Consider the following 14,967-nt stretch of genomic DNA (forward strand, 5'->3'; position numbering starts at 1 on the left):
CGAACCCCCGCTCCTCAAACGCCGGAGGGGCTGACGCACCCAGCCTGTCCGGCGATTGAGGACGAGGCCCCTTCAGGGCCGAAGCGGGGGTCTGGGGCAGCAGCCCCCAGAGACGGGACGGGTAAGGGCGGCGGGGGCGATGCAGCAGACTGGAGGCATGACCCTTCACGAAAACCTGCTCGGTGGTCCGGCTCCCACCCATCTCCCCGACTATCCCGAGCCCCGCGAGCTCCTCGCGAACGGCACCGCCCCCGCCGACGTCGCCGCGAAGTACCCCACCTCCTCCCTCGCCTGGGCGCAGCTCGCCGACGACGCGTTCGAGCGGGGCAGCGTCGTGGAGTCGTACGCGTACGCCCGTACCGGATACCACCGCGGCCTCGACTCCCTGCGTCGCGCAGGCTGGAAGGGGCACGGACCCGTGCCGTGGGAGCACGAGCCGAACCGTGGCTTCCTGCGGGCCCTGCACGCCCTCGCCCGTGCCGCCGGTTCGATCGGTGAGCAGGAGGAGTACGAGCGCTGCACCCAGTTCCTGAAGGACTCCTCCCCGACCGCGGCTCAGACGCTCGGTCAGTAGTCCTCCGTCTGTACACAAGGCCCGTCTGTGAACAGGCGGGCCTTGCGGATTCGGGGGACGATTGTGTTGAATGCCCCGGGGACCGGGGCCCCCGTGTCGGAATTCGGCAGGGGCGGACCGCTACCCGGAGTACAACAGGAGACAGCGATGTCCCTCCAGGCTCAGCCCCCCGAGGCTTCGGAGCCCGAGACCCCGCATCTCGACTTCGCCGGCACCACCCCGTACGAGGACTACGTCCAGGCCGACGTCCTCACCCACCTCCAGCACACCCTCTCCGACGACCCCGGAGAGATGGTCTTCCTGGTGACCACCCAGGTCATGGAGTTGTGGTTCACGGTCATCGTGCACGAGTGGGAGACCGCCGCGAAGGCTCTGCGCGGCGATGACGTGCCCACCGCCGTCGCCGCGCTCAAGCGTTCCGTGCGTGAGCTGGACGCGCTCAACGCCTCGTGGCGCCCCCTCGCCCAGCTCACCCCGGCCCAGTTCAACTCGTACCGCGCCGCCCTCGGTGAGGGTTCCGGGTTCCAGTCCGCGATGTACCGGCGGATGGAGTTCCTGCTCGGTGAGAAGTCCGCGTCGATGCTCGTGCCCCATCGGGCCGCACCGCGCGTGTACGCCGAGCTGGAGAAGGCGCTGCACGAACCGAGCCTGTACGACGAGGTGTTGAGGCTGCTCGCGCGGCGCGGGTACGCCGTCCCGGACGCCGTCCTCGCCCGGGACGTGTCCCAGCGGTACGAGCCCTCGGCCGAGGTCGAGGCCGTCTGGACCCTCCTGTACTCCGGTGACTCCGAGGATCAACTCGCCCGCCTCGGCGAGGCGTTGACGAATGTCGCCGAGCTGGTGTGGCGTTGGCGCAACGACCATCTCGTCGCCACCCGGCGGGCCATGGGCGCCAAGGCGGGTACCGGCGGCTCCGCCGGGGTCGCCTGGCTGGAGAAGCGGGCGCAGAAGAACGTCTTCCCCGAGCTGTGGACGGCGAGGTCCCATGTCTGAGTCCTCTTCCCCCAGCCTGCTGCCGTCCAAGACGGAGATCGCCGAACAGCTGGACTCGCGCGACGAACTCGCCAAGGTGCGCGCGCGGTTCGTGCTCGACTTCGGGGTCACCTATCTGGACGGGAACTCGCTCGGCGCGCTGCCCGCGTCCGTCCCCGGGCGGCTCGACGACGTCGTGCGCCGGGAGTGGGGCGAGCTGCGCATCCGGTCCTGGGACGAGAGCGGGTGGTGGACCGCGCCCGAGCGGATCGGTGACCGTATCGCTCCGCTGGTGGGTGCGGCGGCCGGGCAGATCGTCGTCGGCGACTCGACAAGTGTCAATGTTTTCAAGGCACTTGTGGGAGCTGTGCGGCTGGCGGGGGGCGGCGAGGGGAACGGAAAGGGCAGCGGTCGGGACGAGATCCTTGTCGACGCCACCACCTTCCCCACCGACGGCTACATCGCCGAGTCCGCCGCCCGGGTGACCGGCTGCACCCTGCGTGCGCTCGAACCGGGCGCCGTACCGGGGGAGTTGAGCGACCGTACCGCCGCAGTGCTGCTCAACCACGTCGACTACCGCACCGGCCGGCTGCACGACCTGCCCGCGCTCACGGCCGCGATCCACGCGTCCGGCGCCCTGGCCGTCTGGGACCTGTGCCACAGCGCGGGCGCCCTGCCGGTCGGGCTGGACGAGCACGGGGTGGATCTCGCCGTCGGCTGCACCTACAAGTACCTGAACGGTGGGCCCGGTTCGCCCGCCTACCTGTACGTGAACCACGCACACCAGGAGCGGTTCGACTCCCCGCTTCCCGGCTGGACCTCGCACGCCGACCCCTTCGGCATGCGGCCCGAGTACGCCCCCGCCCCGGGTGCGACGCGCGGGCGGGTCGGTACGCCGGACATCCTCTCGATGCTCGCCCTGGAGGCGGCTCTGGAGGTGTGGGAGGGGGTCGGCATCGACGCCGTACGGGCCAAGTCCCTCGCCCTGACCGACTTCTTCCTGGAGTGTGTCGACGAGTACGTCCCGGAGGGGCGCGTCGAGTCCGTGACGCCGGTCGCGCATGCCGAGCGCGGGAGCCAGGTCGCCCTGCGGTGCGAGGACGCGGGGGAGGTCATGCGCCGCCTCATCGAGCGGGGCGTTGTCGGTGACTTCCGGCGGCCCGATGTGCTGCGGTTCGGGTTCACCCCGCTGTACGTCGGTTTCGCGGACGTGGAGCGGGCGGCCCGGGTGCTGGGCGAGGTCGTGGCCGGCTGAGCCTGTGCGGTGACGGCCCGGACCTGTGCGGTGGCGGTCGGCGTGACATATGCGCCGGCCGTCACCGCCGTGTGGGCCGCCTGCGCGGCGGTCGGATCCGGGGGCAACTCGCCCCGCCGTACTGCCTGTTCGGCGCGGGAAGTCGGATCCGGCGGACATATGGGCCGGGGAAGCGCAGTACGCTCACCGAGCGTCACTTCCGAGTGTCGGCGCACGTCACGGGGCCTGATAGCGTCCCGGCAACGGCCGAATTCTCGCCAGGTCCGCCAAATCCTTTACGTCGCTGAGAGGTTGGAGCATGCCGGACGATGCCGTAGCACGGGAGCACGGCGCTGCGGGGGCCGCGGCGCGCGCCGCGGAAGAGGAGTCGGCCTTCTCGCACCCGCCCGTTGACCCCGACGCCACCGCCGCGTACGGCGACCACCCCGACCAGGTGATCGACTTCTACGTCCCGCGTGGTCCCGCGCCCCTGCCGGTCGACGCGAGCGTGCCGCTGGTCGTCGTGCTGCACGGGGGTGCCTGGCGGGCGCCGTACGACCGTCGGCACATCACGCCGTTCGCCGGGTTCCTGGCCCGGCGCGGGTTCGCCGTGGCCAACGTGGAGTACCGGCGGGGCGGGGACGACCCCACCGTCGCCGGCCGCTGGCCCGACACCTTCGACGATGTCGCGGCGGCGCTGGACGCCCTGCCCGCGCTCGCGGCTGCCCACCTCCCGCAGGCCGACCCGCGCCGCATGGTCGTCACCGGACACTCGGCGGGCGGGCACCTGGCCCTGTGGGCCTCCGCCCGGCACCTCCTCCCCGCCGACGCGCCCTGGTTCCTGGCCCGTCCCGCCCCGCTGCGCGGTGTGGTCGCGCTCGCCCCGATCGCGGACTTCACCGTCGCCGCGAAGCTGGCCGTCTGCTCCGACGCTGTGCGTCAACTCCTGGGTGGGGAAGGGCAGTTCGCCGAGCGTCAGGCCTACGCCGACCCGGCGCTGCTGGTCCCCACGGGTATCGCGACCACCCTCGTACAGGGGCGCGCCGACACCGACGTACCGGAGATCGTCGCCGAGTCGTACGCGGACGCGGCGGCGAAGGGCGGTGAGGTGGTCGGCGTGACGCTGCTGGCGGACGTCGGTCACTTCCCGCTGATCGACCCCGTGGCGGACGCGTGCGCGGTGGTCGCGGAGGAGATCGCCCAGCTGGCGTGGTGAGTGCGGGAGCGCGTGAGTGCGTGGTGGAAACGTGCTGGTCGTAGCCGTGCTCGTCGCGGGCTCGTACGCGTGGTCGTCCCGTCGCGGGCGCTGTAGTACCTGAGACGGACGGCGGAGAACCCCTCTTACTGCTGACGACCGCGGCCCGCCCGGCGCCTACCGTGCTGTATGTGACTGAGACGACCCACACGCAGACGAATCCCGAGCCGAGGCCGGCGGGCGACGGTCTGTCGAGCAGCCCCGAGGTCCGGCTGGCCATGGACGCTCTGGCAGGGCTGCGCGCGGACCTGTTGGACGACCCCTTCGCCTACCGCCCGCTGCCCCCGAGGAACAAGCCCGGCGGGATCGCCCGGGTGCTGCCCCGGCGGCTGCGCCCGTACGCGGTCTGGACGCGGCACGCCCTGGTGGGCGCGGCCGGGATGCTGGCCGTGCTCGTCTCCTTCGCCGACAGCGAGGGGGAGATGCTGGTGTCGCTGGCGATGACCTTCTTCTCGCTGGGGCCGATCCTCCTGACGCTGGTCCGGCCGGTCGGGGCCTTCTGGTTCTCCCTGGCCTCGATCCCGGTCGTCGCCGTGATCGGCCAGGCCGGGAGCGGCGACTGGCCCTGGCTGCCCGCGAGCTTCGTCGCCCATCTGGTGGTGCTGACGGTCGTGGCCGCCCGGACCCGGCCGCGTACGGCCGCCTGGATGTGGGTGCTGACGGCGGCGTACGGCGTGATCGCGGAGGGCCTCTTCGGCAACCGCTACTACAACAGCAACGCCCTGCCCTTCCTCTTCGTCTCCGCGCTGGCGCTGCTCGTGGTGACCGTGCTGCTGGTGCGCCGGGCCGCCGAGGAGGAGGTGACCGCCCAGCTGACGGTGACCGCGCACGAGCGTTCCCAGCGCACGCTGCTGGAGGAGCGGACGACCATCGCGCGTGAGCTGCACGACGTCGTCGCGCACCACATGATGGTCGTCGCCATCCAGGCGGAAGCGGCGCCCTACCGGGTGGAGGACCCGCCCGAGGAGCTGACGAAGGCCTTCGCGACGATCCGCGAGAACGCGGTGGCCGCGCTCACCGAACTGCGCCGGGTCCTGGGCGTCGTACGCGCGAAGGACTACGAGGCTCCCGACGCCCCGCAGCCCACCCTGGCCGACCTCGACGGTCTGCTCGCCAACGTGCGCGAGGCGGGTCTGGGCGTGGAGAAGGTGGTGACGGGCGCGGTACGTGAACTCCCGCAGGGTGTCGAGCTGTCGGCGTACCGGATCGTGCAGGAGGCGCTGAGCAACACGCTCCGGCACGCGCCGGGTGCGAGCGCGCGGGTCGAAATCGGCTACGTGCTGGGCGGGCTGGGCCTGCGGATCGTCAACGGCCCGGCGGGGGAGGTGTCGTTCGTGAAGCAGACGCCGACCCAGGGCGCGGGCCAGGGACTGACGGGGATGCGCGAGCGGGTCGCCATGCTCGGCGGCGAGATGACGGCGGTCCCGGCGGCCGACGGAGGTTACGAGGTCACGGTCTTCCTCCCGGTCGCGAGCGCCACGGACGAGAACGGAGCGGGAGAGGCATGAGCGCCCGTACGATCCGCGTACTGATCGCGGACGACCAGATGATGGTCCGCGAGGGCTTCTCCGTGCTGCTGAACGCGATGCCGGACATCGAGGTCGTCGGCGAGGCGGTGAACGGCCGCGAGGCGGTGGAGCGGGTGCGTGAACTCGCCCCGGACGTCGTCCTGATGGACATCCGGATGCCCGAACTGAACGGTATCGAGGCGACCCGGGAGATCGTCGCGGCGGACGCCACGGCGAAGGTGCTGGTGCTGACGACGTTCGACCTCGACGAGTACGTGTACCAGGCGCTGCGGGCGGGTGCGTCGGGCTTCCTGCTGAAGGACGCGTCGGCACGCCAACTGGCCGACGCCGTAAAGGTGGTGGCGGCCGGGGAGGCGCTGCTCGCCCCCTCGGTCACCCGGCGCCTGATCACGGAGTTCTCGAAACTCTCCGAGGCGCCGCGTCCCATGCCGGGCGCGCAGTCGGCGTACGGCGATCTGACCGACCGGGAGACCGAGGTGCTGGTGCTCATCGCGCAGGGCCTGTCGAACGTGGAGATCGCGGGGCGGCTGGTGGTCGCCGAGTCGACGATCAAGACGCACGTCAGCCGCATCCTGGTGAAACTGGGCCTGCGGGACCGTACCCAGGCGGCGGTGTTCGCGTACGAGGCGCGGCTGGTGACGCCGGGGTGAGGGGCGCTGGGGCGCGGGAGGGCGGGTGAGGGGCGGCGAGCTACCCGGCGGAGGGCTCCCGGGCAGGGTCATCTGCGGCCGAGATACACCCGCAACGCCCGTTGCAGCATCTTCCCCTGGCTGCCCACCGGTAGTTCCCACTCCCCGAGGTACTCCACGGGCCGGCCGCCGGCGCCCGTCTTGAAGTGGAGCCGGCCGAGGAGGCGGTCCTCGGTGAGGGCGGGAGTGATGGAGCGCAGGTCGTAGGTCTCGGCGCCCGACGACCGCGCGTCGCACAACATGCGCCACAACAGCGCGCTGCTGGGCCGGAGTTGGCGTCCCCGGCGGCCGGATGCGGGGTACGAGTGCCAGACCCGGGAGCCGACGTTGATCATGAGGGCGCCGGAGAGAACCTCGCCCTCGTACTCGGCGACGTAGAGGCGGAGCCGGTCGTCGTCCTCGGCGTTCAGGGCCTGCCACATGCGTCGGAAGTAGTCCAACGGACGTGCCTTGAAGCCGTCGTGGGCGGCAGTCGCGGTGTACAGGCGGTGGAACTCGGGCAGGTCGTCGTCCGACACCCACGAGACCCGGACGTCCGCCGACTCGGCGGTGCGCAAAGACTGTTCCCAGTGCGGGGCGAGGGCGGCGCGCAGGTCGGCCTCCGAGCGGCCCGCCAACGGGATGTGGCAGCCGTAGCGCGGCTGGCCGAGGCCGAAACCGTTGCCGTCGTCCTCCTCGCACGGCCGCCACCCGAGCCGCCGCAGCCGTTCCGCGGCGTCGAGCGCGTATCCGTCGATGTCGGCGGCGGGCAGCTCGCGCAGATGACGTACACCGGGGTCGGCGAGGCCCGCCACCACGGTGGCCGGGTCCCAGTGGCGTACGACCAGGGGCGGCCCTATCCGTACCGAGAACGCCCCGATCCGCTCCAGGTGGGCGACGAGCGGGTCCAGCCAGCGTTCCAGCCGAGGGGTCCGCCAGTCGATCGCGGGCCCGTCGGGAAGGTACGCGAGGTAGCGCCGCGTCCCGGGCAGCGGCCGGTACAGGACGAGCGCCGCCGCGACCATCGCCCTGCCCGCCCCTTGCTTCGTGGCCTCGCCCTCGAACCAGCCGATGCTCTCCGGCAGCCAGTCGGGCTTCACGCCGCCCCACTCGGGGATCTGGAGATGACTCGCGTCGGGAGACCGCCGCAGATGGGCCAGATGCTCCTCGCGCGTGATCTCCCGCACGTACAGGCTGGTCATGGGTGGGGTACTCCTGTTCGGGGGCGGCCACCCTAAGCCGGGGATCACCGGACGGGTCAAGAGTTCACGGGTTCTCCGTATCCCAGTCGGGCCCGGTGTACCGGACGGGCAGGACAGGCGAAGGTCCGCCGACGGGAACCCGAACTCCGCCCGCCGCCTGCTTCCCGTCTACCGGCGGCCCGTGGCGCCGTACGGTGAGACGTCCCTGGTCAGATGGGGGTGGCTCGGGCTAGCGTCCCTGCATGGCAGCTGCTTCCGACCTGGCTTTCGACCCGTGGGACCCGACGTTCGTCGCGGACCCGTACCCCGCGTACGCGCAGCTGCGCGCCCGGGGCCGGGTCGTGTACTACGAACCCACCAACCAGTGGCTGGTCCCGCACCACGCGGACGTCTCGGCGCTGCTGCGCGACCGCCGCCTGGGCCGGACGTACCAACACCGGTTCACCCACGAGGACTTCGGCCGCACGGCGCCCCCGCCGGAGCACGAGCCGTTCCACACCCTCAACGACCACGGCATGCTGGACCTGGAGCCGCCGGACCACACGCGCATCCGCCGTCTGGTGTCGAAGGCGTTCACACCGCGCACGGTGGAGGGCCTGAAGCCGTACGTGGAGCAGCTGGCGGCGAAGCTCGTGGCCGACCTGGTGAAGGCGGGCGGCGGCGACCTGCTCACGGACGTGGCGGAGCCGCTGCCGGTGGCGGTGATCGCGGAGATGCTGGGCATCCCGGAGAGCGACCGGGCCCCGCTCCGCCCCTGGTCGGCGGACATCTGCGGCATGTACGAGCTGAGCCCGTCCGAGGACACGGCGGCGAAGGCGGTACGCGCGTCGGAGGAGTTCACGCAGTACCTGCGGGAGCTGATCGCGGCCCGTCGCGAGGAGCCCGGCGAGGACCTGATCTCCGGCCTGATCGCCGCGTACGACGAGGGCGACCGTCTGACGGAACAGGAAATGATCTCGACGTGCGTGCTCCTGCTCAACGCGGGCCACGAGGCGACGGTCAACGCCACGGTGAACGGCTGGTGGGCCCTGTTCCGCAACCCGGCCCAGCTGGCGGCGCTGCGTGCGGACCCCTCCCTGATCCCCTCCGCCGTGGAGGAGCTGATGCGCTACGACACCCCGCTCCAGCTCTTCGAACGCTGGGTACTGGACGACATCGAGATCGACGGGACGGTGATCCCGAGGGGGAGCGAGGTGGCCTTGCTCTTCGGCGCGGCCAACCACGACCCGGAGGTCTTCACCGACCCCGGCACGCTGGACCTGACACGGGTGGAGAACCCGCACATCTCGTTCAGCGCGGGCATCCACTACTGCATCGGGGCTCCGCTGGCGAGGATCGAACTGGCGGCGTCGATGGGTGCGCTGCTGGAGGGGGCGCCAACGCTGAGCCTGGCGGCGGAGCCGGTGCGCAAGCCGAACTTCGTGATCAGGGGGCTGGAGGGGCTGCGGGTCGAGATCTGAGCCGGGATCCAAGTCGGGATCCGAGTCGGGATCCGACGCCCCGCAGGACCGCCCAGACGGCCAGGCCGCCGGCGGTCCCGGCGAGGGCCAGCAGCGGCAGTTCGGCGTAGAGGACGCTCCAGTCGGGGCCCTGCACGAAGCGGTGGATCCGGCCCTGGGCCCTGACGTCTCACATCGTCAGTCCGGCCATCGCCCCGAGGGCGGCGGTCTGACATCCTGCGGCGGCCTGCGCACGTTGTCCCATGCCTGCGAGGGACGCGCCTGCGGTGCCGGAGGTTCCGGTCACCAACTCTCCGCACGTACGGGTCCGGTGTGCGCGGGGGTGGCCGGGTGCTGGCCGGCCTGCACCCCGAGCCCATGATGATCGACGCCGCCCAGGCAGCCCGGCATGCCGGGGTGAGAGTGGGGATCCTCTCCAACAGTCTCGGCAGCAGCCCCTACGACCCGTACGCGGGCTACCGGTTCGACGAGTTGTACGACGAGGTGCTGATCTCCGAGCACTACGGGACGCGTAAGCCGGACCCGGAGATCTACTCGATCATGCTCGGCCTGATGGGGCTGTCGGCCGAGGACTGCGTGTTCGTGGACGACACCGCCCGCAACCTCCCGCCTGCGGAAGCACTCGGTATCACCACCGTCCTCGCCACCACTCCGGCCGACCCGATCCAGCAGGTCGAGGCGTTCCTCGGCCTCACCCTGCGCGAGCAGGTCTAGACCCACCCGCAGTGGCGCTGCGACCTCGCAGCACCACTGCGCATCACCACGCGGTCCACGCGGTTCACTCCCTGTCAGCACGTCACCGAGCGCCACCCACCACAGGAGGTACAGCCGTGACGATCGTTCAGGAACGCCCCGTGACCGATGCGGGAAACCCTGCTCACCCCCGAGCTGAGGAACCTGCTCGCAGCCGATGTCCGCAAAGCCGACCCCACCGTCACCGCTGACATCGCGGCCCGGGGCGTCGGACAGATGGCGGCCTTCCTGGTTGCCGGCAGCCGAACCCACCTACCGCTGAGCCCGTCCGAGCTGGTGGACACGTTCTGGCACGCGTTCATCCTTCGGACCGAGGCTTACGGGGAGTTCTCCCAGCGGGTCGCCGGGTGCATGATCCACCACCGGCCGGAACTGCTGGAGCGCTCCGAACACGGCGGTGCGAAGGCAGTCCGGCAGCGCACGATCGACGCCATCGCGGCGGCGGGCTTCGCCGTCGACCTCGGCTTCTGGCCGGAGCTCGACGTCGCCGACTGCAACCAGTGCCACGCTGGTTGCCACGACAGCCCCAAGTCGGCCTGACCTTCGGCCCGTTCGTTGGACCCGCGTATGCCCGGCACCTTTCCCCGGTGGCCGGGCGTACGGCCCTGACCGCCCCTGACCACCCCACCGCGAGGAGCACGGCACGATGACCGACACGATGGCTTGGGACACCTACTCGCAGAAGAAGCCGGCCCGGCGCGAGACGAACGCGGCGGGCGAGACGACCTGGTTCAACTGGACGCAGTACCCCGACCATGGCCCGGGCGCCGAAGTGATCGGCGCGGGACCGGGTGTCTCGGTCCTGGAGCTGGGGTGTGGCAAGGGCGGGAACCTGGCGCATGTGGCCGCGCTCGGCGCACGGGCTGTCGGTGTGGATCTCTCGGCCGCCCAGCTCGACGCGGCCCGCGAGCGGTGGGACGGTCCGGAGCTTCACCAGCGTGAAGCCATCGACTACCTGGCCGGGTGCGGCGAGCGGTTCGACGCGGTGTACTCGGTCTTCGGCGCGGTGTGGTTCACCGACCCCGACGCCCTGTTGCCCGCGGTTCGGGACCGGCTCTCCCCGGGCGGGATCTTCGCGTTCTCCCAGCGGCCCCCGATCGAGGGTTGTTACGGCTGCCAGGCGTCGTACATCAATCGGCACGACGACCCCGAACCGCTCGTCGTCAAGCGCTGGGACCACACCCCGGAGACGTGGGCCGAGAGGCTGAGGGCAAACGGGTTCACCGACGTGACCGCAGAAGTGGTCCCGGCCCCCGAGGGAGACCGCAGGACCGGAACACTCCTGGTGCGCGCCGCCCGTTGCTCAGGTGATCGGGGCTGACGCAAGTGCGGTGCGTCGGCCCCGGCCGAGGGGGTGCTCGGTTCCCGGCCTCGGCTCGCGCCGTCAACTCGCTTACGGCTAACGCTCCTTGGTCTCCTCCAGTACCGTCCGTCCCAGCAGCGCGTACCGCTCGGGGGCCCGGCGCTTGAGGTAGGTGGCGTAGCCGATGCCGGCCGCCGCGATCAGGGCGACCAGCCACGGTGTGGATCTGAGGACCAGGGAATCCGACTCCGGGCCCGCCGCGACGCCCATGTTGGACACCAGGAGCACCACCACCGCGAGCATCGCCAGGCCGCCGACGAGCGGGGCCGTGAACGTCCGGAACCAGTGGCGGCTCTCCGGGTGGTTCTTGCGGAAGTAGGCCAGGACCGCGAAGGAGCAGACGGCCTGGACGACGAGGATCGCCATGGTGCCGAGGATGGCCAGCAGGACGTACGTACCCGTGTACGGGTCCTTGCCCGCCAGCCAGAACGCGGCGAGCAGGACGCCGCTGACGACGGTCTGGACCAGGCCCGCGATGTGCGGGGAGCCGTGGTCGGCGTGGGTGCGGCCGATGGTCCGCTTGAGGGAGGGGAGTACGCCCTCGCGGCCCAGGGCGTACGTGTAGCGGGCGGCGCAGTTGTGGAAGGCCATGCCGCAGGCCAGCGAGCCGGTGATCATCAGCCACTGCATGACGACGACCGCCCAGTGGCCGACGTACTGCTCGGTGGGGTTGAAGAACAGGGCGAGGGGGTTCGCGGACGAGGCCGCCGCGACGGCTTCCTTCTCGCCGTTGCCCGTGATCGCCATCCAGGAGACGAAGACGTAGAAGACGCCGACGCCCAGGACGCTGATCATCGTCGCCTTGGGGATGATCTTCTTCGGGTCGCGGGACTCCTCGCCGTACATCGCCGTCGACTCGAAGCCGACCCAGGACCAGAAGGCGAAGAAGAGGCCGAGGCCGGCGCTGGTGCCCTGGAAGGCGTTGACCGGGTTGACCGGGCCGAAGGTGAAGCCGTCCGGGCCGCCGCCGTGCAGGGCGACCGAGACGGCCATCGCGGCGAGGATCGTCACCTCGGTGCCGAGGAGGACGACCAGTAGCTTCTCGGCCACCGACACCCCGAACCACGTACCCGTGGCGTTGATCGCGAGCATGACGATCGCGAACACCCACCAGGAGACGTGGACGCCCGTCTGGTCCTCCACGGTGGTGGTCGCGAAGACCGAGAAGATCCCGATCAGGGCGGGCTCGAAGACGACGTACGCGAAGGTGGCGAGCAGCCCGGAGGCGAGGCCGACCGTGCGGCCGAGGCCGTAGGAGATGAAGCCGTAGAAGGCGCCGGTGGACGTGATGTGCTTCGCCATCGAGGTGAAGCCGACAGCAAAGATTGCCAGGACGACCATTGCGACCAGATAGCTCGCCGGGGCGCCGATGCCGTTGCCGGACGACACCATGAAGGGCACGTTGCCCGTCATCGCGGTGATCGGCGCGGCCGTGGCGACGGCCATGAAGACCACGCCCAGCAGCCCGATGGCGTTCGGCTTCAGCCGGTGAACCGTACCGTCGTCGCCGGTACCCGGCCCCGTGCCGCTGTCTGCCGCCGGGGCTATGCCCTCGTCCACTGCCATCGGGTGGCCCCTTCCTGGTTGTGCTGCCGGTGGAGTGGAACTCTGTAGCCCGAATAAGTCGCTCAAGGGTGTCGGCGCGTTAAATGTTTGTCAACCAGACCTTTAGAAATCTGACGGCAACACCTGGCTCGTACGGTCGTCGCCATGAGCACGTACTCCTCCACCCTCGGCGGCCACCGCTACCGCTTCGACTCCCTCGCGCGCCTGCTCGCCGCCGCGAGCCCCGAGCGCTCCGGCGACCGGCTGGCCGGCCTCGCCGCGGACTCGGCGCGGCAGCGGGTCGCGGCGCGCTGGGCGCTGGCGGAGGTGCCGCTGGCTCAGTTCCTCGCCGAGCCGGTGATTCCGTACGAGGACGACGACGTGACCCGGCTGATCGTGGACACGCACGATGTGGTCGCCTTCGCGCCGGTGGCCGCGCTGACCGTGGGCGGGTTCCGGGAGTGGCTGCTGTCGGAGGCGGCGGACGCGGAGGCGCTGGCCGCCGTGTCGCCCGGGCTGACGCCCGAGATGGTGGCGGCGGTGTCCAAGCTGATGGGGAACGCCGATCTGGTCGCGGTGGCGCGGAAGGCGCGGGTCGTGACCGCCTTCCGGTCGACGATCGGGCTGCCGGGACGGCTGGCCACCCGCCTCCAGCCCAACCACCCGACCGACGACCCGGCGGGCGTCGCGGCGGCCCTGCTGGACGGGCTGCTGCTCGGCTCGGGCGACGCGGTCATCGGCATCAACCCGGCGACGGACAGCCCGAGGGCGGTGAGGGATCTGCTGGAGTTGCTGGACGGGGTCATCCAGCGGTACCGGATCCCCACCCAGTCCTGCGTGCTCTGCCACGTCACGACCAGCGTGGACCTGATGGAGCGCGGGGCGCCGGTCGACCTCGTCTTCCAGTCCATCGCGGGTACGCAGGCCGCGAACGCCTCGTTCGGGGTGACCCTGGGGCTGCTGGACGAGGCGTACGCGGCGGTGGGGGAGTTGGGCAGGGGAACGGTCGGGCACAACGCGCTGTACTTCGAGACCGGGCAGGGCAGCGCGCTGTCCGCAGACGCGCACCACGGGGTGGACCAGCAGACGGTGGAGGCGCGGGCCTACGCGGTGGCCAGGCGCTACGACCCCCTGCTCGTGAACACGGTGGTCGGCTTCATCGGCCCGGAATACCTCTACGACGGCCGCCAGATCCTCCGCGCCGCCCTGGAGGACCACTTCTGCGGCAAGCTGCTCGGCCTGCCCATGGGCCTGGACATCTGCTACACGAACCACGCCGACGCCGATGACGACGACGTGGCGACGATGCTCACGATGCTCGGAGTCGCGGGGGCGTCCTTCGTGATCTGCACGCCGGGCGGCGACGACATCATGCTCAACTACCAGTCCGCCTCGTACCACGACGCGTTGTACCTCCGCGAGGTCCTCGGGCTGCGCCCGGCACCGGAGTTCGAGGCATGGCTGGACGGCATCGGCCTGCTCGACGAGCGAGGAGCGATCCGGGACGTCTCCGGTACGGCACATCCGCTGACGGCGATCGGAAAGGAACTGGCGGCATGACGCATCGTCAACTGTCTTCTGGGGAAGACGACTTGCTGATGTGGTCGGCGCTACGGCGACACACACAGGCCCGTATCGGCCTCGGCCGTGCGGGTTCGGCCCTGCCCACCCGCCACCGTCTGGAGTTGCAGGCCGCGCATGCCGCCGCCCGGGACGCGGTGCACTCGCCCTTCGCCCCGGAGGTCGTCGCGGCCGGCCTGACGGGCGAACCGACGGTACGGGTACGCAGCGCGGCCGGCGGCCGGCTCACCTACCTCCAGCGCCCCGACCTGGGGCGCCGCCTCGACGACATCGACCGTGCCCACCTCCCCGGCGGTGACTGGGACCTGGTGTTCGTCGTGGCCGACGGTCTGTCCAGCCGGGCGGTGCACGAGCACGCGGCGCCGGTGGTGCGGGCGACGACGGCGCTGCTGGACCCGGGTCTGCGGGTGGCGCCGGTGATCCTGGCCGAGCAGGCGCGGGTGGCCCTCGGCGACGACGTTGCCCACGCGATGGGCGCCGCGATGGTGGTCGTCCTGATCGGCGAACGGCCCGGGATGTCGGCGGCGGACTCGCTGGGGGCGTATCTGACGTACGCCCCGCGGCCGGGCACGACCACGGACGCGGACCGGAACTGTCTGTCCAACATCCGGCCTCCGCTGGGCCTGACCTACGAGACGGCGGCGGCGAAGCTGGCGGCGCTGATGGGGAGGGCGCGGGAGATGGGTCTGACGGGGGTGGGCCTGAAGGACGAGTCGGATTCGCCCCCGCCGCCCCTACCCGTCCCCTCCTCGGGGGCGCTGCCCCCGAACCCCCGCTCCTCAGACGCCGGAGGGGCTGGATCTTTCAGCCCGTCCGGCGGGTGAGGACGAG

14 protein-coding genes are annotated in these 14,967 nt (G+C 71.2%); 12 read left to right on the plus strand and 2 right to left on the minus strand.

Annotated features, from left to right (window positions below; translation table 11 throughout):
- The first annotated feature begins 157 nt into the window (after positions 1–157).
- The 6 genes from IEY89_RS15930 (at position 158) to IEY89_RS15955 (ending at position 6,214) form a co-directional block, all read left to right on the plus strand.
- A complete protein-coding gene (locus tag IEY89_RS15930; protein WP_189148044.1) occupies positions 158–574 on the plus strand; it encodes a DUF3151 domain-containing protein in 417 nt (138 codons plus the stop codon).
- A gap of 147 nt (positions 575–721) precedes the next feature.
- On the plus strand, positions 722–1,567 hold the full coding sequence (locus tag IEY89_RS15935; RefSeq protein WP_189148045.1) for a tryptophan 2,3-dioxygenase family protein: 846 nt from the start codon (positions 722–724) through the stop codon (positions 1,565–1,567).
- Entirely contained in the window at positions 1,560–2,801 is a 1,242-nt protein-coding gene (gene kynU / locus IEY89_RS15940; RefSeq protein ID WP_189148046.1) for a kynureninase, read from the plus strand. Before IEY89_RS15935 ends, kynU begins: the two co-directional genes overlap by 8 nt.
- Before the next feature lie 298 nt (positions 2,802–3,099).
- The gene (locus IEY89_RS15945; RefSeq protein ID WP_189148047.1) at positions 3,100–3,996 is read left to right on the plus strand and encodes an alpha/beta hydrolase family protein; all 897 of its coding nucleotides are present in this window, start codon (positions 3,100–3,102) and stop codon (positions 3,994–3,996) included.
- Between the two features lie 170 nt (positions 3,997–4,166).
- Positions 4,167–5,543: a sensor histidine kinase gene (locus tag IEY89_RS15950; RefSeq protein ID WP_189148048.1), complete on the plus strand. Its 1,377-nt coding sequence runs from the start codon at positions 4,167–4,169 to the stop codon at positions 5,541–5,543.
- Complete coding sequence (locus IEY89_RS15955) at positions 5,540–6,214, plus strand: response regulator (RefSeq protein ID WP_189148049.1); 675 nt, start codon at positions 5,540–5,542, stop codon at positions 6,212–6,214. The genes IEY89_RS15950 and IEY89_RS15955 overlap by 4 nt, the downstream gene beginning before the upstream one ends.
- A 68-nt stretch (positions 6,215–6,282) precedes the next feature.
- Here the strand turns inward: IEY89_RS15955 and IEY89_RS15960 are convergent, their stop codons facing one another.
- A complete protein-coding gene (locus IEY89_RS15960; protein ID WP_189148050.1) occupies positions 6,283–7,434 on the minus strand; it encodes a lipid II:glycine glycyltransferase FemX in 1,152 nt (383 codons plus the stop codon).
- Positions 7,435–7,676: 242 nt separating this feature from the next.
- Between IEY89_RS15960 and IEY89_RS15965 the strand changes: the two genes are divergently transcribed.
- The 4 genes from IEY89_RS15965 to IEY89_RS15980 all read left to right on the plus strand — a co-directional run bounded on the left by IEY89_RS15965 (position 7,677) and on the right by IEY89_RS15980 (position 10,968).
- Positions 7,677–8,894 carry a cytochrome P450 gene (locus IEY89_RS15965; RefSeq protein WP_189148051.1) on the plus strand — a complete coding sequence of 406 codons (1,218 nt, stop codon included), beginning with the start codon at positions 7,677–7,679 and terminating at the stop codon, positions 8,892–8,894.
- Positions 8,895–9,206: 312 nt separating this feature from the next.
- A complete protein-coding gene (locus IEY89_RS15970; RefSeq protein ID WP_229695253.1) occupies positions 9,207–9,608 on the plus strand; it encodes an HAD-IA family hydrolase in 402 nt (133 codons plus the stop codon).
- Between the two features lie 147 nt (positions 9,609–9,755).
- Complete coding sequence (locus IEY89_RS15975; protein ID WP_189148052.1) at positions 9,756–10,187, plus strand: UCP032817 domain-containing protein; 432 nt, start codon at positions 9,756–9,758, stop codon at positions 10,185–10,187.
- Between the two features lie 106 nt (positions 10,188–10,293).
- Positions 10,294–10,968, plus strand: coding sequence for a class I SAM-dependent DNA methyltransferase (locus tag IEY89_RS15980; protein WP_189148053.1), 675 nt, complete (start codon positions 10,294–10,296; stop codon positions 10,966–10,968).
- A 78-nt stretch (positions 10,969–11,046) separates the two neighbouring features.
- Here IEY89_RS15980 and IEY89_RS15985 read toward each other — a convergent pair whose 3' ends face one another.
- The gene (locus tag IEY89_RS15985) at positions 11,047–12,576 is read right to left on the minus strand and encodes an APC family permease (RefSeq protein ID WP_189148054.1); all 1,530 of its coding nucleotides are present in this window, start codon (positions 12,574–12,576) and stop codon (positions 11,047–11,049) included.
- A gap of 144 nt (positions 12,577–12,720) precedes the next feature.
- Here IEY89_RS15985 and IEY89_RS15990 point away from each other — a divergent pair, with 144 nt between their 5' ends.
- A complete protein-coding gene (locus tag IEY89_RS15990; RefSeq protein WP_189148055.1) occupies positions 12,721–14,115 on the plus strand; it encodes an ethanolamine ammonia-lyase subunit EutB in 1,395 nt (464 codons plus the stop codon).
- Positions 14,112–14,960, plus strand: a complete 849-nt coding sequence (gene eutC, locus IEY89_RS15995; RefSeq protein WP_189148056.1) for an ethanolamine ammonia-lyase subunit EutC — start codon at positions 14,112–14,114, stop codon at positions 14,958–14,960. Before IEY89_RS15990 ends, eutC begins: the two co-directional genes overlap by 4 nt.
- Positions 14,961–14,967 lie beyond the last annotated feature (7 nt).

Origin of the sequence: Streptomyces lacrimifluminis, from assembly GCF_014646095.1 — a bacterium.
Lineage (GTDB): Bacteria > Actinomycetota > Actinomycetes > Streptomycetales > Streptomycetaceae > Streptomyces > Streptomyces lacrimifluminis.